This window comes from Zhongshania aquatica (assembly GCF_027257955.1).
In the GTDB taxonomy this organism is placed as follows: Bacteria; Pseudomonadota; Gammaproteobacteria; order Pseudomonadales; family Spongiibacteraceae; genus Spongiibacter; species Spongiibacter aquatica.
In genome coordinates, this window is sequence record NZ_JANZNQ010000017.1 from 26,562 (window position 1) to 48,067 (window position 21,506).

General features: G+C 45.8%; 15 protein-coding genes. 4 read left to right on the forward strand and 11 right to left on the reverse strand.

Annotation, left to right across the window (positions count from 1 at the left end; genetic code table 11):
* Position 1 precedes the first annotated feature (1 nt).
* The 4 genes from O9X78_RS15585 to O9X78_RS15600 all read right to left on the reverse strand — a co-directional run bounded on the left by O9X78_RS15585 (position 2) and on the right by O9X78_RS15600 (position 2,870).
* On the reverse strand, positions 2-1,153 hold the full coding sequence (locus O9X78_RS15585; protein WP_269620655.1) for an HlyD family secretion protein: 1,152 nt from the start codon (positions 1,151-1,153) through the stop codon (positions 2-4).
* The gene (locus O9X78_RS15590) at positions 1,153-1,653 is read right to left on the reverse strand and encodes a MarR family winged helix-turn-helix transcriptional regulator (protein ID WP_269620656.1); all 501 of its coding nucleotides are present in this window, start codon (positions 1,651-1,653) and stop codon (positions 1,153-1,155) included. The genes O9X78_RS15585 and O9X78_RS15590 overlap by 1 nt, the downstream gene beginning before the upstream one ends.
* Positions 1,654-1,953: 300 nt before the next feature.
* Positions 1,954-2,517 (reverse strand): CBS domain-containing protein, encoded by a 564-nt coding sequence (locus tag O9X78_RS15595; RefSeq protein WP_269620657.1) that lies wholly within the window; start codon positions 2,515-2,517, stop codon positions 1,954-1,956.
* A gap of 65 nt (positions 2,518-2,582) precedes the next feature.
* A complete protein-coding gene (locus O9X78_RS15600; RefSeq protein WP_269620658.1) occupies positions 2,583-2,870 on the reverse strand; it encodes a hypothetical protein in 288 nt (95 codons plus the stop codon).
* 335 nt (positions 2,871-3,205) lie between these two features.
* On the opposite strand from O9X78_RS15600, the gene O9X78_RS15605 reads away from it, so the two are divergent.
* Both O9X78_RS15605 and O9X78_RS15610 read left to right on the forward strand, forming a co-directional pair.
* Complete coding sequence (locus O9X78_RS15605) at positions 3,206-4,288, forward strand: EAL domain-containing protein (RefSeq protein WP_269620659.1); 1,083 nt, start codon at positions 3,206-3,208, stop codon at positions 4,286-4,288.
* 178 nt (positions 4,289-4,466) lie between these two features.
* The gene (locus tag O9X78_RS15610; protein WP_269620660.1) at positions 4,467-5,516 is read left to right on the forward strand and encodes an NAD(P)-dependent alcohol dehydrogenase; all 1,050 of its coding nucleotides are present in this window, start codon (positions 4,467-4,469) and stop codon (positions 5,514-5,516) included.
* Positions 5,517-5,578: 62 nt separating this feature from the next.
* On the opposite strand, the gene O9X78_RS15615 is transcribed toward O9X78_RS15610, so the two are convergent.
* From O9X78_RS15615 to O9X78_RS15625, 3 genes are all read right to left on the reverse strand, one after another.
* Complete coding sequence (locus O9X78_RS15615; RefSeq protein WP_269620661.1) at positions 5,579-6,532, reverse strand: diguanylate cyclase; 954 nt, start codon at positions 6,530-6,532, stop codon at positions 5,579-5,581.
* A 68-nt stretch (positions 6,533-6,600) separates the two neighbouring features.
* Positions 6,601-10,758 carry a PAS domain S-box protein gene (locus O9X78_RS15620; RefSeq protein WP_269620662.1) on the reverse strand — a complete coding sequence of 1,386 codons (4,158 nt, stop codon included), beginning with the start codon at positions 10,756-10,758 and terminating at the stop codon, positions 6,601-6,603.
* 264 nt (positions 10,759-11,022) lie between these two features.
* Positions 11,023-13,068, reverse strand: coding sequence for an amidohydrolase family protein (locus O9X78_RS15625; protein ID WP_269620663.1), 2,046 nt, complete (start codon positions 13,066-13,068; stop codon positions 11,023-11,025).
* Positions 13,069-13,579: 511 nt separating this feature from the next.
* Between O9X78_RS15625 and O9X78_RS15630 the strand changes: the two genes are divergently transcribed.
* Positions 13,580-15,004 (forward strand): hypothetical protein, encoded by a 1,425-nt coding sequence (locus O9X78_RS15630; protein WP_269620664.1) that lies wholly within the window; start codon positions 13,580-13,582, stop codon positions 15,002-15,004.
* Positions 15,005-15,020: 16 nt separating this feature from the next.
* Here O9X78_RS15630 and O9X78_RS15635 read toward each other — a convergent pair whose 3' ends face one another.
* Positions 15,021-15,311, reverse strand: a complete 291-nt coding sequence (locus O9X78_RS15635; RefSeq protein ID WP_269620665.1) for a DUF6482 family protein — start codon at positions 15,309-15,311, stop codon at positions 15,021-15,023.
* 277 nt (positions 15,312-15,588) lie between these two features.
* On the opposite strand from O9X78_RS15635, the gene O9X78_RS15640 reads away from it, so the two are divergent.
* A complete protein-coding gene (locus O9X78_RS15640; RefSeq protein WP_269620666.1) occupies positions 15,589-16,404 on the forward strand; it encodes an enoyl-CoA hydratase-related protein in 816 nt (271 codons plus the stop codon).
* Positions 16,405-16,473: 69 nt separating this feature from the next.
* Here the strand turns inward: O9X78_RS15640 and O9X78_RS15645 are convergent, their stop codons facing one another.
* The 3 genes from O9X78_RS15645 to O9X78_RS15655 are packed head-to-tail and all read right to left on the reverse strand — an operon-like array spanning position 16,474 to position 21,161.
* On the reverse strand, positions 16,474-17,991 hold the full coding sequence (locus tag O9X78_RS15645) for a SpoVR family protein (RefSeq protein WP_269620667.1): 1,518 nt from the start codon (positions 17,989-17,991) through the stop codon (positions 16,474-16,476).
* Entirely contained in the window at positions 17,988-19,211 is a 1,224-nt protein-coding gene (locus O9X78_RS15650; protein ID WP_269620668.1) for a YeaH/YhbH family protein, read from the reverse strand. Before O9X78_RS15650 ends, O9X78_RS15645 begins: the two co-directional genes overlap by 4 nt.
* A 27-nt stretch (positions 19,212-19,238) precedes the next feature.
* Positions 19,239-21,161, reverse strand: coding sequence for a PrkA family serine protein kinase (locus O9X78_RS15655; protein WP_269620669.1), 1,923 nt, complete (start codon positions 21,159-21,161; stop codon positions 19,239-19,241).
* Positions 21,162-21,506: the final 345 nt, after the last annotated feature.

Genomic DNA, 21,506 nt, shown 5'->3' on the forward strand with positions numbered 1-21,506 from the left:
TCTACAATTGCCCAGCCATTAGGGTTGCATCTCGGGCATTTTCAGAACTCACTGGACTGTCACTTTCAATGCCCAAAAATGCCAGCAAGGATTTCATTCTAGCGGGAACACCCGTATCAACTTTTACGCTCGCACTTAAACCTGCACGCAGAGGTGACTCATTATCGTGATGCTTAATAGCTAGCCGCACCGGCAGGCGCTGAACTATCTTCACCCAGTTGCCAGTTGCATTCTGAGGAGGCAGCAGCGCAAATTCTGCTCCAGTTGCCTGGGCAATACTTTCTACAGTCGCGTCCCAACGCTCGCCCGGATAGGCGTCTATCTCAATCTCAACGCCCGCACCCGTCACTAACTTAGCTAACTGGTCTTCTTTAAAATTAACGACAACCCAGGGATTATTTGTCGCGACCACACTGATCACAGGCATGCCTGGCATTGCATACTGACCTAGCTGGGGCACTTTCGACGCCACACCTGCGATTGGCGCCTTAATGACACAGCGCTGAACATTTAATTGTGCCCGTTCAAGCTCTGCCTGCGCAGCCATAACCTCTGGATGACTAGACGCATCTAGATCATATTCGCCACCAAGTTGGGCTAAGGTTTCAGCGCTATCGCTCACCAATCTGCTAACGGTATTCCTTGCCACATTGAAATCGCGCATTGATTGATCCAGAGCGGTACCCGATGCCATGCCGCGACGAGATAAATCACTAATTCTCTGTTGCTGCTTAGTTGAAAATTCAAGATCATCTTTTGCCGCAGCCAAGGCGGCTTGCTTTTGTATATAAGCCGCTTTTAGAGACTCTATACGCATGTATGCCTGCTCAAGCTCAGCTTGCGCATCATGAAGCTCAACCTCATATGCTCTAGAATCAAGGGTTAGCAGAACCTCTCCGGCCACTACATGCTGATTTTCTTTAACATTTACCGTCGCAATATTGCCGCTAATTTCGGCACCAATATTTACTACATCAGATTTAATGTATGCGTTGTCTGTTGTCACATAACGCCCGCCAAATACGAATAGGTACCCAGCGATGAGCATTACACAAACAGGAACCACCAAAAATAAATTGCGACGCAATCGCCGCCGATCACCTAATCTTGGTTCTGCATTTGCACCCACTATCGGCTTACCTTCATTTTCCATTACGCACCATCCTTGCTAGAAAGTGTTGGCGTCTTGCCTGTTACGTCCACTTTCATAGCAGCATTACCTGAATCGCTAAAATTCTGCTTCACTCTAACTAACATGTCTTCTAGCAGTTTTACTTCTGCGAGACTAAAACCATCAAATGCCAAGGCTCTAACCTCCTCTGCTATTTCATTCAGCTCTTCTAACAACGGCTCCGCTTTATCTGTCAGAAATAAACTTACCGCGCGCCGATCTCCCTCTTGTCGCTCGCGGAGAACCAAACCAGCTTTAACCAAACGATCAATATTCTGCGTAACGGTGACCGGATTAACTTCCAAATGACCTGCCAAACACGCCTGATTAATTCCTGGCTCGCGCGACAACTTAAGCAACGTTAACCATTGAGGCTGGGTCAGATTTAGATGCTGGGCACGACGCCGAAACTCCTCTCGAACGACTCTTGAGGTTTCGGCCAGCGTTGATGCCGCGACGGAGAATTGGCTTGCTCTTTTCATAACACCATCCTAACAATTAGATAGGCACCTATTCAATAGGTACCTACTAAAAAATGCCGTATTACAGATAATTAAACTGGCGACATGAAAATATGGTGAAGCGCATTGCTTTTGAGAACAGCTTATTTCGCGCACAACGCTATGTGAAATGGTTTAACTAGATTGCAGCCTGCAGTCGCCGCAAAACATCAAAATCAATCTAACGTATTGATTAAATAAGGATTTAATATTTAAAGCGGTGATATGACAAATACGCCAAGATCTCTTCCCGCCTGAGGCGGGAAGAATTGTAACGACTTTCTAGCGGTGCAAGGAGGATAAATACAGTTCGGCAAACTTGGGTGGCTGCTGAATGGAGATATCCATTTTCAATTTACGCGCGATATCACTGGCCGAGATCACGCCTCTAATTTGGTGTTTTTCACGCTCAACCACCAAGCAGTGCTGATGACCGGACTGTTTCAATACCATCAACACGTCGTTGACGGACATAACTTCAAGGTCGCTGTAATCAAACACTTTTAAATATTGACGCTTCCGCATCATATCAGCAACTTGAAGCTCTTCACGATTATATCCGTTCGCTACTTTCTTGATGATTTCGCTGCTGCTCAAGTCCTCAAGCGCGATGACACCAACAAATGATCCATGCTCATCTATCACCAGCTTTAAGCGAACATGTGAACGCCTCATCATTGTTTCAGCGTCAACCGCACTGCTGCTCGACTCAATCACTAGCGGCTCGAATACCTTAAAATCGGTGAACACCACCGTCGCGGGCGAATCACCGCTAATTTCCTGAAAATTTTCAGGGCGCACTAACTGATCAACTTGATCAGCTTCATATAATTCAAAATGTCTCATCGTCTTGTACTCTGAATAGTCAAATACCAGCAAATCACCCAAGGTGATCCGCAATTCTTTTTATTTCAGAGTGTTAAAGGAGGAGACCGGATAGAAGTATTGCCGTAGAAACGCCAAACTAAGCGCTGAAAAGCTTGCTTAGGAACACGTCCATCCAGCAAATAAATCGGTGCTATAGACGCACTGGAATCTAATAAAGCGAAGGGTAAATCGGTCGAATCAGGAACGCCTGCATCCAATTCAACCATGGCGCTAACGCTGCTTGGTTCTGCGGATTTCGCCAGATGATGGCTATCTGCCAGTGCAAAGCTGCACAGCATTAACATCATTATGGAAAAAACAATTCGTAACATCAAAGGCCTATTTAAACCAACGCAGTACCCTACAAGTCTTAAACAATATAAACAGCTAATGCATACTTGGATACAATAACCTGTAAAATTAACAGCTTAATATTTCTCTATCTGCCTATATAGGTATAATTCGCTATGCAAACAGGCAAGTAATAAGCTTTAATTAATCTTTATAATCAATTAGTTAAATACTTGAAAGCACGCCTAAACATCAGCGCGCATAACAATAACTCAGTGAACAATGACTAGCCCTCGCTCGTCAGGTATATTTGTATGATTCCGGTATTGAATACTCAAGCTGGCCACGGACTTTATTGACGTGAATAACAGGTATTATGGATAAAACCTTCTATTTAGAAAGCTGTATCGCCGGTAGCAGTATCCCGCAACGGATAATGTTAGACGAACTGCCGCTAACCATTGGACGTAGCACTGACTGTGACGTGATCATTCACAGCTCAGCCCTCTCTCGTATTCATGCTCGTATAGAATCCAATAATGGCAAACTTATTCTCGTCGACCTAAACAGCACTAACGGCTGCTTTGTTAATCACCAACGTATTGATAGGAACACTGAATTACAGGCTGGCGATATCGTCCATTTTTCAAGTCTTGAGTACTGCGTAAAAACAGAGGCCGCTGAAGACGACGATGACGACAGAACGCGGATTTCAATTCAGACTTTACCTAAGCACTTTGCAATAAAAAGTCGCGAGTTCGGGGAGCTATTAGAAAAACAATTAGTCACCACATTTCAGCAAATTATCACATCTCGGAACGGCGATGTGTACGGTTATGAGTTGCTTGGTCGCGGCAAGCACCCCCAACTTGGAGCCAGTCCATATGAATTATTCAAAATTGCAGAATCGCTAAATAAGCATATAGAACTTAGTGTGCTTTTCCGTCGCAGAAGCTTTGCTCAGGCAGAGTTATCGGGCATCGATAAACCACTATTTTTCAATTCCCACCCTGAAGAATGTCATACCCCCGAGAAGCTTCTAACGGAACTAGCCGACTTACGTAAACTGCACCCCAAGCTGAATCTATTCTTTGAGGTACACGAAGCAGCAGTAACTGATCTCGGTGCCATGTCTGAGATTCGTAGAGGCTTAAATGATCTCAATATTGGTCTAGCCTACGATGATTTCGGCGCGGGTCAAGCGCGATTGCTGGAGCTAGCCGAAGCGCCACCCGATATTATCAAATTCGACATTAGCCTTGTACGTGGCGTCGGCAACAGCGACTCGCCTCGTTATCGCCTGCTTAGCTCCTTAAATAAACTCGTTAAAGAAATGGGAATTCAAACACTAGCGGAAGGCGTAGAAACAGAGCAAGACGCTATCGCCTGCCAAGAAATAGGCATTGATTACTTTCAAGGCTATTTTTACGGCCGGCCTACCGCAATTATTCTAAATTAAATACAAAAACACGCCTCTATTCCTAGGTTTATGTCGTATCAATCACAAAGCATCGCTGTGGAACACATTCATTTTAAGCTAAGGTAGCAGCAAGCCACCGGTGATACATGAATTTGCATCATCGTCTGAAGCAATGTAGTTAAATCGCCACAAAATAAATAACTCTGGAGAATATCCTGTGATTAAAGCCCTTGGCTATGCCGCTAGTACGGCAACCTCAGCACTTGCACCTATCGAATTCGAACGTCGTGAGCCGGGAAGTCGTGACCTAGTTTTAGAATTACTCTACTGCGGAATATGTCACTCAGATATACATTATGCCCGCAACGAATGGGGCTATAGCCGCTTCCCCATTGTGCCAGGCCACGAGATGGTGGGACGAATAACAAGCGTTGGCAGCGACGTCAGCAACTTCAAAGTCGGTGATCTAGCAGGCATTGGCTGCTTAATCGATTCCTGCCGACATTGCGCACCATGCCAGGACCACGAAGAACAGTATTGCCATAAAGGCGTTACTATGACGTATGGCAGCAAGGAACGGAAAGATACTAACGTCATCAGTCAGGGTGGCTACTCCACGAACTATGTCGTCGATACCGACTTCGCACTGCGAATACCAAGCTCACTCGACCTGAAAGGTGTTGCACCACTGCTATGCGCAGGTATTACTACGTGGTCGCCGCTACGACGCTGGAACATCGGACCCGGCGATAAAGTCGGCGTGGTTGGTCTCGGTGGCTTAGGCCATATGGCGATAAAATTTGCTCATGCATTTGGCGCGGACGTTACCCTCTTCACTACAAGTGCATCAAAGGCCGCGGACGCAATGAGCCTTGGCGCAGATAGCGTCATTATTTCGAAAGACACCGACGCAATGAAAGCCGCACGGGAATTCGACTTCATACTCGATACAGTATCTGCGTTGCACGACATTAATCCCTATTTATCCGCTCTTAAACGAAACGGTACACTGTGCTTGGTAGGCCTACCCGACCAGCAGCTCGCATTTAAGCCTTCACTCGTGTTAAGTAATAAAATTATTTCAGGTTCATTGATAGGGGGTATTAAAGAAACACAAGAAATGCTGAATTACTGCGGTGAAAACAATATTATCGCGGACATTGAACTCATCAATATCAATGAAGTGAATGAGGCATTTGAACGTGTCGTTAGCGGTGATGTTAAATACCGTTTTGTTATCGACCTTGAGACGCTAAAAAACAACTAGAATGCTCGGCCTATTCCCATCTTAAATTAGCCATTTTTTTGATGGGAATAAAAAACCGGTCGCTACACGAAAATACCCTCAACTCGATTTCGGCCACCCTCTTTTGCTTTATATAATTGCTCGTCTGCCACTGACAACAAACTATCTGGCTCACCTTCGCCGGGGATGGTACACGCCACACCAACACTTATCGTAACGCGATCCGCATTCTGTGATGTCGCATGCGGGACCGCGAGTGCAAAAACGCGTTCGCGAATAGCTTCTGCTTTAGTCAGAGCATCCTCTAAACTTGTTTCTGGCATTAAACAGACAAACTCTTCACCGCCGTAACGTGATGCAATATCGCGAGCGCGCCATTGATCTCCTCTAAGCGCATGTGCCACCATTTTTAAACACGCATCACCCTCTAGATGCCCATAATGATCGTTGTACTTCTTGAAGTGATCTACGTCGATCATAATTAAAGAAAGCGGTAATTCAGTACGACGACAAGCGCGCCACTCCGTCTGTAAACGCTCATCAAACCGTCGACGATTTGGAATGCCCGTCAAGCCATCCACTGACGCTAGCTCACGCAGTGCGTCCGTCTGAATTTTTAGCATTAGATGGGTCTTAACTCGTGCTTTCACAACCGCGGGATTAACCGGCTTAGTGATAAAATCCACCGCACCAACCTCTAAACCCAAGGTTTCCTCTTCTGGGCTGTCTTGAGAGGTTACAAAAATAACCGGAATATCTCGGGTTTCAGGCGCAGACTTAAGGGCTTTACAAACTTCGATACCATCCATATCTGGCATAACAACGTCGAGTAAAATAAGATCTGGATTTTTTTGACGGCAAACTTCTAAAGCTTGCTTACCACTCGTCGCCATAAACACATCGCAACTCTCACTAAAAACTTGGTATAGCACTTGAATATTGACAGGCTGATCGTCAACAACAAGTAATTTCGGTCGATCGGGGGACAATGCCCCTGGGGCAAAATCCGACGAGAACAAAGACTTACTTTCACTCATATTTAAAATAACCTTCCGGTAACTTTACACAAATACAACGATTGTTGTTAGTAATTCAAAAACTGGTGTTACGCCGTTAAAATCGCGCCGAGTACCTCATAAGCTGTCGCAAAATCTAAGACTGACATCGCGTCGTCCAAAGCTTTAATGCGCTCTTCATTACCGTCTAAGCTCTCTTTCAGCGTTGTATAAACGTCCAGAGCCCGCATATTGCTATCCTTTAGCAGGGATTGCAGTTCTATCAGCAACGCCGGATCAAGCACTTTTTTTGATTCCTCTGCAGTCTCTGCATTATTTCCAACAACGCTCACGGGGGGATCAATTTCATTTGCCAAATCAAGTAATACTTCACATGCAGTTTTCATAAGGACTTTTGCCTTATTCAAGATCGCTTCAATGATCGTTATTTCAACAACGCTTTTAGCTGCCATTTCCGCGTCAGACAATACGGCAGCCAGCGCTTGCGCACCAAGTGTGGCTGATACGCCACGCAAGGTATGTAGTTCTCGCACAGCTCCAGGCCGATTATTTTTATTAAGTAAATCGACAACTTTTTCGAGATCACCGCTATGACGGCTAGCAAACATTCTCGCCTGTCCTGCGTAAAGTTTACGATTATTTCCCATCCTCAATAAGGCATCTTTAAAAGAGAAACCTTCCGGCGATGGCGGTATGCTAACTTGATCAACTACTAGCTTGTTAGCGCCATTTTTTGGAATCCGCTCACTACGACCGGTAGCCTTTAATATAGCGCTAACCAATTCTGCCAACTCAAAAGGTTTGCCAATATGATCATTCATACCGACGGCTAAACAGGCCTCTTTATCCGCAGGCATAGCATTGGCAGTCATGGCGATAATAGGTAAATATTTCAGCCCCAAGTTCCCGCGTATTTCTCTGGTTGATTCGTAGCCGTCCATCACCGGCATTTGCAAATCCATAAGAACCACATCAAATGGTTGAACGGCATTTCGAATTGAGTCTAAAGCGATTAAACCATTATCCGCCACATCAATTTCTGCACCTTCAATTGCCAAAAGCTCGCGAGCAACCTGCTGATTCGTAATATTGTCTTCAACCAACAAAATACGCATACCCGCAAGCGCACTCTTTGATTTAAGCTCTGTACCTGCTTCCACTAAGTTCTCAAGCATCTTGCCAGCCTGAGCATCTACCACCGAATTGTAAATATCGGACGCTGTCACTGGCTTCATCAAAAATCCGTCAAGTGGCGAATGTTCGGCGTCTGCCCGCTGATCAAAGACATCCTTAGCGTGCGCAGTTACCATGATCAAACGGGGCTTTCCGACGGGTAAATTTAGCTCTCGAATTTTATTGGCCGTTTGCCAGCCGTCCATGCCAGGCATCATCCAGTCAATAAAAGCGATATCAAAATATTGCCCTGTTACAATGCTATCCTTTAACACGGCTACCGCCTCTTCGCCGGTAGCCACCTCGACACTAGTCCAGCCCAACGAGTCGCCAATACCAGAAACAATTTGTCGCGCACTCGCGTTGTCATCAACAACCAAGGCTCTTAAGTTTCGATATTGCGGAGACACGTTACGTCGCCCAGCATTTAGTAGTTCTTGATTATCTACTTTGTCTACGAATAGGGAAAATGAGAATGTGCTTCCTTTACCTTGCTCACTTTCAACCTCTAGTTCGCCCCCCATTAAACGAATAAGACGCTGACTAATCACCAAGCCTAAGCCGGTACCACCAAATCTACGATTTGTGCCTGCGTCAGCCTGGGTAAACGACTTAAAGATTCGTTTTTGCTGTTCGCTGCTCATACCAATCCCGGTATCACGAACACTAAACCCTAGAACTAAGTTTTTATCCCGCTCATGCTGTATGTAAAGAGACAGCATCACTTCACCTTGCTCGGTGAATTTTACCGCGTTACCAGCAAGGTTTATGAGAATTTGCTTTATCCTCAGCGCGTCCGCCATAACAACTCTAGGTACGGCAGGGTCGATATTAAATAATATTTCTACGTTTTTATCACTAAGATTCATTCCCAGTATCACCGCGATATCACGTAAAATATCATCAATAATAACCGGGCGAATATCCAGAAGTAGCTTCCCAGCCTCTATCTTAGAAAAATCGAGAATGTCATTAATTATTCCGAGTAAAGCCTCAGCGGCGCCTCCTGCCTTGGTAACATAATCAGACTGCCGTTCAGTCATCTCAGTGTATTTCAACAGGTTAAGCATACCTAAAACCGCATTCATCGGAGTGCGTATTTCATGACTCATATTGGCCAAAAATTCGCTTTTAGATTTGCTGGCATCTTCGGCTATCGCCTTCGCCGTTTCCAATTCTTTTTGCTGTTGCTTCTGAACCGTTAGATCTCGCGCGATTCCCAAATAACCAATAACCTGCTTATCATTCCCGTATAAAGTGTTGCTCTTCAGCATCACCGGGAATCGGGAACCATCTTTGCGAACAAACGTCCATTCCCGCTCATAATTAACATCACTAAAAATTTGGTCATCTTCACCACCATCTCGGTTCAACCTTGCAAGCTCAGGTTGAATTTCGGACGGCTCAAACAAAATCCACATTGGTTTTTTATTGACGACTTCGTCAGCGCTATATCCCAACATTCTTTCTGCCGCAGGATTGAATAACGTAATGGTACCGTCAGGTTTGTTTGTGAAAATTGCATAGCCGGCGTTAGCTAAAATTCCTTGTTGCAAAACTGTTGTAGCCTGAAGCTCACTAGTTCGCTTTTGGACTTGTTTTTCAAGCCCTTCGTTTAGCAGTCGCAATTCATTCTGAGCGGAAGTCATCTCAGTAATATCGCGAATGATATTTGCAATACCTAAAATTTCACCATCTGCCCCCTGCACTGGAGACACAGTAATTGCCACATCGATTAAGTTACCTTTGTCATCTTTTCTCTTTGTGACAACATGAGGCACGGTCTCACCACTGGAAACCCGTTCAAATATTCCGCGCTCTTCAACCAATAGATTTTCCGGCACAATCAAATCAACCATCTTTCGGCCGATCGCAAAAGCAGTGCTATACCCAAACATCGCTTCAGCAGCCCGATTCCAACTAGTCACAATGCCGTCTAAAGATTTACTGACAACCGCATCGTCGGTGCCATCGACGATGGCGGCCATTGTTGCATTCTGCTGCTCCGCCTGAGCGCGACGACGAAAGTTTGCCGCTACTAAAAAAAGAAACATAAGCGACAAGAAAATAAACCCAAATAAAATATACAGATTAAATAGCCTGGCTCTCGCTACTGCTTGATCAAGAACACTATCAGGTGCGGTTACCACTAAATCAACAGATTGATTTGAATCATATGTTACGGGGTGAAGTACTGCATGAATCACTTCGTGATTGTCTAAACGAACAAACGCAGAGTCCGTATCGTCGTCTCCGGTGCTAAATTCATCTGACCAGCGATAAATTTCACCCAGCTCAAACCCAAATGTTTTCTCTGGATTGGGATGTAGCAAAAAGTCGCCATCATTGTTAATTAGATAAATATGTTCGTAGGTATCTAATTCCGCCTCTAAAACCCGAAAGATCTCTGTTGCATTCAAGTTAATAACAACAATTCCAAAGACCTTATTATCTTGATCGAAGACGGGAGTGGCCAATCGTAACGTCGGCACATGGGGTACCTCTATTTCACCATACTCACGATTCAAATTGATTGCCGAAACGTAAAATTCGCCCTTGCGACGTTTAATCGCCTCTTTGAAATAATCATGGTCATCTTTTTGTTGCAAACTCCTACTGCTGATCTTTCGGATGCGACCATCACTACGATCGACCCTTACCAATTCACGACCATCATTGCCGACACCAATATAACGGACCTGCATAACAGAAGGCTGGGTTTCTAGGTAAGCGGCAAAGATCTCCTGCAACCGTTTTGACCATAATGCAAGAGTACTATGCTCCTGCTTATCGATACCATTATTGTAGCTAGCACGCATAATCCCAGCTATCGGAGGTGTTTCAGACAAAAAATAGGTATCCGCTTTGAATCTTTCAATGGTGGCTAGCATCGCCTTGCTTCGCGCTTCAGCGACCTGATCAAGATGGCGATCTAAAACCGACACTTGATTTTGACGGACTTTGTAATCCGATATTGGGATCATCACCGTAGCCGCCAGCGTAAACACAAGCAGTACGATCACTAAATATCGCCACTGAAACATACCTATTATTGTTTTTAAGCCTTTAAGCACCTGACACTCCTAGCGGCATCCAACGAGAATTGTTCTAATTACCGCAGAATAATAACCTGCACTGCGCTAACGATAACACCTATTCATGTCATCTATTTCAGTTTAGTACCTTAGCGGTGTAAAGACGTAATATGTGAATGGTAGGGTAAAATCAACACGAGGAAAAAGTTTAGCCGGCAGTTTTAAAAGGACATAAATCGACTTACAAGCGCAGCGCCTAGGTAGACGCTACGCTGTAAAGTCGCTGGGTATCAATCGGCGGCGTTATCGATTAATAGTGCGCTCCCACATCTGCAAATACACCTCGGCAGAGTTATACAGGTCAGTAATAGCCTGTTCACCGCCTTCAAGACGCACAGCTTCAACCCAATCAGCAATCATGCCGTAATGAGCGAGACCTTCAGCGTTGATATCAAACTTGCGATTTCCCTCTGGCACGACCGACTGCTGGAAGGTCAACGCGGGAATATCTGCAAACTGGCTACCCCAACCCTCACCGGTAAACAGGGTAAACGGATAACTGACATTAACCGAGTCACTGCCGCGGGGACCAGATTGCACGGCCAAGCCATTGGTATCCGCTCCGTAGCCCATCGCAAAATCAAACTCGCTGCTTTTCAGTGGACGCAAACGATCTTGGTCTGCAACAAACTGCTTACCGTTACCTTTTGCTGGATACAAAATACCGCCCACATTCAATATGCGTTTGGCTTGCTCGATACTGATGCCCCCGTGACCACCGTGAGTTGAAACAACGGGATACTTTGGCGTCTCCGCCTCTGCCATCGCCAGCACATCATCTTTAATCGACAACTCTAAATGATCAATTTCAATAATCAGCTTTTTATCCATCATACGCTGGAACATAAACTCACCAAGCTGAGTTAAGCCCCGCGCATTACACTGTCTTTTATCTGTGGGATAGACGGGCAGAATGCCCTGAGTGAGCTCAGTAATGAGATCAGAGACTGGATTGCCGCCACCGGAAGGGTCAATCGAAGTCATAATCGCGCCAGCTTCAAAGAAATAGGGTTGCTCTGGGCAGTCGTAGGTTTGCCAGAATTTACCTGTATCAACGAAATTACCCACGTTTAGAACAAGACCATCAAAAATCCCATTCCCACCGAAGGCGTTATCAAACTCGTGTATTGGGAACATTTCCCGCACACCCAAATCGTAGAGCCGATCCATTTGCGTAGCGATCTCGGCTTCGTCGCAACCATTGATATCGGTCAATCCGCCCGGCTGAGTAACATCACAGTTAAATAGATGCGAAATCTCAATACCAAGTACCACCGCCAACTTGCCATCATTAATTACTTCACGAGCAGCCGCAGGGCTATCAACAATACGGAACCAGCCTTTGCCGGGACCACCTTCCTGAGCGTCGATGTAATCCTGCATATCGTTCATAAACTGTATTTGAGATACGGCACTTTCCATCTCATTACATTTTTCTGGCGCGACAAGGCTAGCTGCATCGCCGATAACATCCGCAAGGTTGAAGCCAGACTGACTAGCGATTGCCGCCTCAGACTGTAGGGTACATAGCACTTCGTTCTCGACAAGATCGTTGACCAGCACTCTCAAACCCGCTAACCACGCCCTTTCTATCCATTTGTAATACATGGCTTCATGGGTGAGTGCATCGCGTTTCGGCCAATCTACAAAGGTAGGCCAACCAGTTGTTTCATGAACACCAAGTGGAACACCGCTGGGTCCGAGTAAATTGCCGACCAAATCCAAGCTACCCTGCTGGCCATGCTCGGACTCGCAGCTTCCCATTGCCTCGGTAACACCAAACGGATGAAAAGGTCGGCCCGCATGTGCGCCACCTAGGAATGTGGTTGAACTAATATGGGAGTGAACATCAGCAAAACCGATAACCGGCGCATCAACGCCGCTCCCCTTATAAGTCGTACCACTCGCATTGGTGCTTAACTCTGGAAAATTTGCACAACCCGTTGTTTCCGCGAACTTAAAACTAGTCACTCCGGTCGACTCGGCAAGCTCGACCCTAGACGTACTAGGATTAACGCCCAGCCCCATCTCGGCGGCAAACTCTGAAACTACTGTAAGGCTATTACCTACCCCACTAATAATCCAATTTGCGGTTTGAGATGGCGACGCCGTACTTTTGATAAGGCCGGCCGCCACGCTGAGAAATGAGCCGTCGTCACCGTATATTAGGTACTCGCCTAACGCCGTGGGCTTCATGTAAAACGGACTTGCATCAGCCAATTTAGTGGCCGTAGAAAAATAATTCCCATCTTCGTCGCGAACAACAAAGCGCCCTCGACTGTCACTCATTGCAAAACAAGCATTGGCTAGCTCAAAATTACTTGGCGCATATGTCAAAGTAGCATTAGTGTTTGTAGTTGAGGATGTGGACGAAGAAGATGAACCGCCGCACGCAGTTAACCCAACGCCTATCGCTAGAACTAACGCCAAACGAGTGTATATAGACATAATTACTTCCCAGAACAGTAAAACCAAATTGACGCGCTTGAAATCCAACAGCCATAAACGAACATCTAAAATCGCCGCCACCACAATTACACACTTTATATTAATGTGTAATTATACCTTGCAACGCGCACTAGCCATCGTGTCATAATTCACAATTGTGATGCTCAAACAAAGTTTTTATGTAAATTGATGCCGCTATGAATAGATCATCACCTATAGACTATGAAGTTGATCGATGTTTTACACATGGCAAAATGACATTAAAAGTATCGAATAACACATGACCTATCTGCGCATTTTTTTCTGTCATCCTAAGTTAATCTTTACTTGTCTGATCCTGTTCTTTTGCCAAATGGGAAACAGTCACTCATTTGGCCAAACCTACACGCTTCCGGTACCACTGACCTTATATTTGTATGGTGCTGCTGCGGCTGTGGCAACATCCTTCCTTATATTTGCCTATTTTCTACGTGACGACCATACAACCACAATCCCCGCTAAGCCCGCGTCGAAAATCGACATTCCAGTTAATGCCTCTCTCCACAAAACATTGCGCTTAACTAAACTGTGGCTCAAGATTTTTAGCGTTCTTATGTTATTGCTTTGCATCGCAAGCGGGTTTCTCGGTAATAGAAACCCCTACGGCAATTTTAATATGACTTTTTTCTGGGTGATTTTTTTATTAGCCTACGCCTATTCCTGCGCTCTGTTCGGCAACAGTTTCCAATGGCTAAACCCGTGGAGGACCATCGCAAATGGGCTAGGCCGTATTTACCCGCGATATCGACTGGGTCTTACCACTTATCCAGTTAAATTGAGTTATTGGCCTGCAGTGCTGTTGTACATGGGTTTTATTTGGATTGAATTATTTGGCACAACAACGCCAAGATCACTCTCTGAATATTTGCTTGCCTATACCGCGCTGACGCTATTTTTCTGTGGATTTTTCGGAATTGAAAGCTGGTGCCGCTACGGCGAGTTTTTCAATGTATTTTTCTCTCTACTTTCGGAGATGAGAATAACTTCACTGGCCAGTAACAAGCAATCGCAGGAGTTGACTATCTGCATCCATAGTCCTGTGGCGAAACTAAATCACTCTCAACCAAAAGAATTAAGCCTGCTAGTGTTTATCTTAAGTATGCTGGCGTCCACCGCGTTCGACGGATTACACGAAACTCAACTCTGGATACGAAGCTTTTGGGTAGAACTAAACCCTTATTTACAACCCTATGTCGGCAAAAATCCATTCGTCGCCTACCCCAAATTACGGACATTCTATTCAGTCTATCAATCTGCGTGGCTGCTAATCCTACCTGTATTGTATTTTCTGGTTTACTTCAGTTTTATCTGGCTATGTAAACGTATTGCAAAAAGTAATCTATCCACCCGAGAACTAAGTCTTCATTTTGCCTACTCACTGTTGCCCATCGTCTTGGCATACCACCTAAGCCATTACTACCCCTTGCTACAGACGCAAGGAATTAAGATCATCAGCTTAGCGTCTGACCCCTTCGGGATGGGTGCGAATATTTTTGGAACTGCGAATTGGTTTCGTGCACCGATCATTCCAAACGTGGAAACTATCTGGCACTCTCAGTTAGCACTTATCGTGGGAGGCCACATCATAAGTGTCTATATAGCGCATCTGCAGGCACTTTCACTGTTTGGTTCTCGGCGCCAAGCTTTGCTTAGCCAACTCCCGATGCTGGTCTTGATGGTGGCATTTACAGTACTGGGCCTATGGATATTATCCTTGCCCATGGGCACATCAAACTGAGAACATTAAACCGAATTCAGCCCAACGCGATCTTCATATCTGGCTCTATTGCGGACTGATTTCCGATCATTTCGTCATACGCTGAATGATGAACCATAAATGCCTTTTTCTTACAGCCGTTAGCGAGTAATACCGACTTAATTTCACCCACACTACGACGGCATAGCGGCGTGTTATCCAATTCAAAAACCCTAAGTAACCTCCCCTCAAGAGCAACAAAGGCTATATACAAGCCGCCTTCAATAGACCGAATTATAATTTCTGTAATCGGTAAAGCCGCCAACTGATCTGTAAACACTTTTGTCATTTCTTCACCTATTATTATTTGTGAATGGACTACAACATATAAACCAATGCACAAATACAACTTCTTTACGCATACATCCTAGCAACAGATTTCCTTTAAAGGGCAGAGCAGATAGCCCTTTTTAATAACGCTCTGCTACAGCTCTGAAATAGCAAAAACGAGGCCAGCTTCTATTACTTTTTAAAAATCATATTTTTATGACCCCAGACAAAAGTACTTAGTTGCATAATCTTTGGTATAATTTTGAGTTGCACTGCTACCACGGAAACCTAATCTCATGTCAGTCCAACCCCAGCTAATTGACGCCTCACTTACTGTCACAAATCGTTACGCTATTCTTTGCTTTGAGCGGGATGATGTTCGCAATGCACTAACCGGAACCGCATTAATAGACGATCTGTGCGCGACTATAGAATGGGCTAATATGAATAAGGAGATATCATGTCTCATCATCACCGGAGCAGGCTCCGCGTTTAGCTCAGGCGGCAATGTAAAAGACATGCGGGACAAGGTAGGTATGTTTGGCGGCAGTCCAACGGAAATAAGCGATAGCTACAAAAATGGCATACAGCGAATCTCGCGTGCCATGCACAGCGCGGAGATTGTCACCATCGCGGCGGTAAATGGCGCTGCAATAGGAGCCGGTTTCGATCTCTGCTGCATGGCAGATATACGAATTGGCTGTGAGAACACCCGCTTCGGTGAAACCTTTATTAATCTTGGCATTATCCCCGGAGACGGGGGAGCGTGGTTCCTGCAGCGCCTTGTCGGCTATCAACGAGCCGCTGAACTTACTTTTAGTGGCCGCATCATCGACAGCACAGAGGCGTCGAGTTTGGGACTGTTACTTGAATGCGTACCAAAAGAAACACTTTTGGCAACCGCTGAAGACTATGCCAAGGAATACGCCAGCAAACCGCCACAAGCTTTACGCGCCACAAAACGTTTAATGAAAGCCGCGCAGCGACAAGAGCTAGGGGATTTTCTGGACGTTTGTGCCGACGTTCAAAGCCAATGTCACCACACCCAAGACCATCAACGCGCCATCAATGCCTTTCTAAGCAAGACCACCGCACAGTTTGAGGGCAATTAATTCACAACAGCACCGTAATGGCTAACAGGAAGATGCCACCGACGAATAAATCGCGTGGTGGTATCTAACCTATGCGGGACTCACCTCTACTTTATCAACCACGCCACTACCCTCTTCATAGATTTCCATCGTGACAGTAAACCCCCACAGGCGGCTAAGATGTTTTAGCACTTCGGTGGCATCGTCTGTTAATGGTCGATCTCTGAGGCGGTTATAACGTAAGGTCAAGGATCGATCACCCATGTGCTCATAACGATAGATCTGTATATCTGGGATTAGCACGTCGCGGTTGTACTGTTTCGACAAAAGGCGCCGTACCTCCCGATATCCAGCCTCATTGTGAATTGCCTCGACCCTTAAGTGATCTTCTTTATGCTGATCCGCTATGGCAAATAAGTGAAACTCGCGGATTAGCTTCGGCGACAAATATTGAGCGATAAAAGACTCGTCCTTGTAGTTGCGCATGGCAAAGTCCAACACCTCTCGCCAATCTTTATCAACTATGTCTGGAAACCACGCTCGATCCTCATCGTCGGGCTCCTCACAAATACGACGAATATCCTTCATCATCGCAAAACCCAGCGCATAGGGATTGATGCCCGAATAGGCCGGATGATCAAATCCCGGCTGCATTACTACATTGGTGTGTGACTGAAGAATTTCGAACATAAAGCCATCATCGACCAGCCCGCGATCGTACATGGTGTTCAGTAAGGTGTAATGCCAGAAGGTCGCCCACCCCTCGTTCATCACCTTGGTTAATCCCTGAGGATAAAAATACTGGGCGAGTTTACGGACGATCCTAACAATCTCTCGCTGCCAAGGCTCTAGGGTCGGTGAATACTTCTCGATGAAGTAGAGTAGGTTTTCCTGAGGCTCTGGCGGAAAGTTGCGCTTCTTCTTTTTGGCGCCCGCCTTGTCTACCGCCTTTTGCGGTAATGTCCGCCATATATCATCGTACTGTTTCCACGCATGCTCTTCTCGCTCATGCTGGCGATGCAGTTCGTCCTCTGCCGACAGTGGTGACGGCCGGTGAAAGCGATCTACGCCGTGATCCATCAAAGCATGACAGGCGTCAATCGTTTCCTCTACCCGCTGCTCGCCAAAGCGCTGCTCACAATCAAAAATATACTTGCGGGCAAACACCATGTAATCGACGATAGCATCAGCACTGGTCCACTGTTTAAAAAGGTAATTGCCTTTGAAAAAGGAGTTGTGCCCATAGCAGGCATGAGCAATAACCAGCGCCTGCATCGGCATACTATTATCTTCCATTAAATAGGCTATGCAGGGATCAGAGTTTATAACCAACTCGTAGGCTAGGCCTCTCATACCACGGCGGTACGCTTCTTCGTTTTGAATAAACTCCTTACCGTAACTCCAATGACTGTAGCTTATTGGCAAGCCCACTGAGGCGTAGGCATCTAGCATTTGCTCAGAAGCAATGACTTCTATTTGATTCGGATAAGTATCTAATCCGTACTCTTTGGCGATTACCGCGATTTCTTTATCGTAGCGCTGTAACAGCTCGAAATCCCAATCGCCACCATGTGACAACACGCTGTTTTTCATTTTAGCAGCCGTCATACAGACTCCTTCTGAAACAACTCGCGCAAGACCGGATACACATCACTTCGATCCATTACCGTGCTCATCGCGAAGCTACTTTCGCGTATCTGACTGTAGGCAGCAGCGAGAGGTGTGATTGTCGTGGGGCTATCGGGCACTTCGACATAGGCAAAATATTTACACCAAGGCAATATATCCTTGCTTAATCTCATTGCACTGCGCTGAGGATCACTACCAAAGGCATCACCATCAGACACTTGAGCGCCATAAATATTCCACGTATTTGGCGGGTAGCGCTCTTGTTGAATCTCTATCATTAAATCCAGCGCAGACATCACTACCGTTCCGCCAGTTTGTGGATCATGAAAGAAGGCGTGCTCATCGACTTCCTCTGCATTAGAGGTGTGACGAATAAAGACCAGTTCAACCTGCTCGTATTTTCTGCTCAGAAAAAGATACAACAGAGTATAAAACCGCTTTGCCAAATCCTTTTTGTCTTCAGACATAGACGCCGACACGTCCATTAGGCAAAACATCACCGCCCTACTGATAGGTTTGGGTTCTTTAACTCTATGGCGAAAACGCAAATCGTACTCATCTAAAAAAGGAATACGCTCAATACGTTTTTCAAGCGCCTCGATTTCTTCAGCAGACCCACCGGACTTGATCAACTCTTCAAGTTCTCGCTTAAGCGGAGCCGTCAAAGCGATACGGCGCGCCATCGCATTTTTAACTGAGCGCGGAACAGACAAATTTGCGGGTACGCCACTTGGCGTATAACCAGCGCGACGATAGGTAAACTGTTGGGAATCACCCAGCACGGTACGCGCCAAGCGAGGGAGTTCGAGGTCATCAAAAAACAGGTTCATGAACTCTTCTTTAGAAAGAGTAAACATGAAGTTGTCTTGGCCTTCATCGCCCTGACCTTCACCGCCAGAACCACTACCACCACCACCGCCAGACTTCGGCTTAGCGATCATATCGCCGGTATTAAATTCCTTATTACCAGGGTGCACCATCTCACGATCGCCACCACGTCCAATACGAAACCGCGGCTCAGAAATATCCTTAACCGGAATCCCGACCTCGCCACCGCGAGACATATCGGTAATAGACCGGTCCGCCACAATATCTGCGACCGAGCGCCGCAGCTGTGCCTTATACCGCTTGATGAACCGCTGGCGATTCGTCGCGTTTTTATTGCGATCATTCAGGCGGCGGTCAATAATCATTGACATAGTACGCCCCTTATATTGGCCGTATAATTAACCTGCCTTTCTGACCCGCAGATACCACTCAGACAATAACCGCACCTGTTTAGGTGTATAACCTTTCTCCACCATTCGAGTTACAAAGTTTTCGTGTTTTTGTTTATCCTCGGCAGAGGCCTTGGCATTGAACGAAATCACTGGCAGCAACTCTTCAGTACTAGAGAACATTTTCTTCTCTATCACTTCACGCAGCTTTTCGTAACTTGTCCAGCTGGGGTTGCGTCCTTCATTTTGTGCCCGCGCGCGCAACACAAAATTCACAATCTCGTTGCGGAAATCTTTGGGATTAGCAATACCAGCTGGCTTCTCAATTTTTTCGAGCTCACCATTAAGCGTGCCGCGATCAAAAATGGCTCCTGTTTCTGGATCGCGATAGTCTTCATCTTGTATCCAGTAATCTGCAAAAGTGACGTAGCGATCAAAAATATTCTGACCGTACTCTGAGTAAGATTCCAAATAGGACGTTTGGATTTCCTTACCCACATACTCTGCGTACCGAACAGCAAGCCAGCCTTTAATAAACTCTAAGTAAATCCGCTGCGTATCCTCTGGTAATTGCTCGCGCAAAATACGTTGCTCAAGCACATACATTAAGTGCACGGGGTTCGCCGCAATTTCAGAGTTATCGTAGTTAAAGACCGCCGATAAAACCTTAAAGGCGAAGCGCGTTGACATGCCGTTCATGCCTTCATCAATGCCGGCATAATCACGATACTCTTGGAAGGACTTAGCCGCTGGATCAGTATCTTTTAACGACTCGCCATCATAGACGCGCATTTTAGAATAAATGCTCGAATTCTCTGGCTCTTTCAAACGCGTCAGTACCGAGAATTGCGCCAGCATTTCCATGGTGCCTGGGGCGCAAGGTGCAGCCGCCAGTGAACTGTGACGAAGTAGCTTTTGGTAAATTTTTACCTCTTCCGACACCTGCAGGCAGTAAGGCACTTTGACGATGTACACCCGGTCTAAAAATGCCTCGTTGTGCTTGTCATTACGGAAGCTCTGCCATTCGGATTCATTGGAGTGAGCAAGGATGACACCTTGGAAAGGAATCGCAGAGAAGCCTTCCGTGCCCTTGTAGTTACCCTCTTGCGTTGCAGTTAGCAAGGGGTGCAACATTTTTATCGGCGCTTTGAACATCTCGACAAACTCAAGTAAGCCTTGGTTTGCCAAACATAGTCCACCGGAGTAGGAGTAGGCATCAGGATCATCCTGAGCGTAGGCCTCTAACTTGCGGATATCGACTTTACCTACCAATGTCGAAATATCTTGGTTGTTTTCATCGCCAGGCTCGGTTTTAGTAACAGCGACCTGCTTTAATACAGAGGGCTGAATCCGCACGACACGGAATTTGGTCAAGTCCCCTTCGTATTCTTCTAGGCGCTTAATTGCCCACGGAGACGACAAACCAGTGAGATAACGCTGCGGAATACCGTACTCTTCTTCCAACTGTTTGCCATCACGCAATGGATCGAATAAACCCAGCGGAGACTCATTAATTGGCGACCCTTTAATGGCGTATATAGGCGCCGCTTCCATCAATTTTTTCAAACGTTCTGCAATCGACGATTTACCACCGCCAACGGGTCCTAGTAGATAAAGAACCTGTTTACGCTCTTCCAGACCTTGGGCGGCGTGTTTGAAAAACGCGACAATCTGCGCGATGACATCTTCGAGCCCATAGAACTCTTCGAATGCAGGATAGCGAGGAATTAATCGGTTGGAAAATATACGGGATAAGCGCGGATCTTTGCGGGTATCGATCAACTCAGGCTCACCAATTGCGGCAAGCATACGCTCAGCGGGGGTTGCGTAAGCAAGTGGGTCTTGACGGCAAAGGTCAAGATAGGCCTCTAGGGACATTTCTTCATCACGCCCCTTCAGGTATTGCTCACGAACATTCTCAAGTATGCCCATCTTTGCAATCTCCTTCTGTGCTGAACTTTGACGCTTAAATTTACCTATTTAATAGCTAAATCAGAACGCCTTAAAAGTGTGCAAGCATCTTTACTGTACTCTGATACGCAACTGCCATCCAGTTGGTTTATCAATAATTTAGATAAAATTATTAAATAAAAAATTACGATATCTAAAATAAGAACTGTGTCGCACCACAGTCAAAATAATCATGCGGATAGCAATAATTCTCTATCTTGGATACTACCTATTAGACCGCACGATATGCGTACAACGGCCAGTTTTTTACATTGTGCGATTAATTGCCTTAGCCTACGCACTATCACCATAACCCCTAAGCGGTTA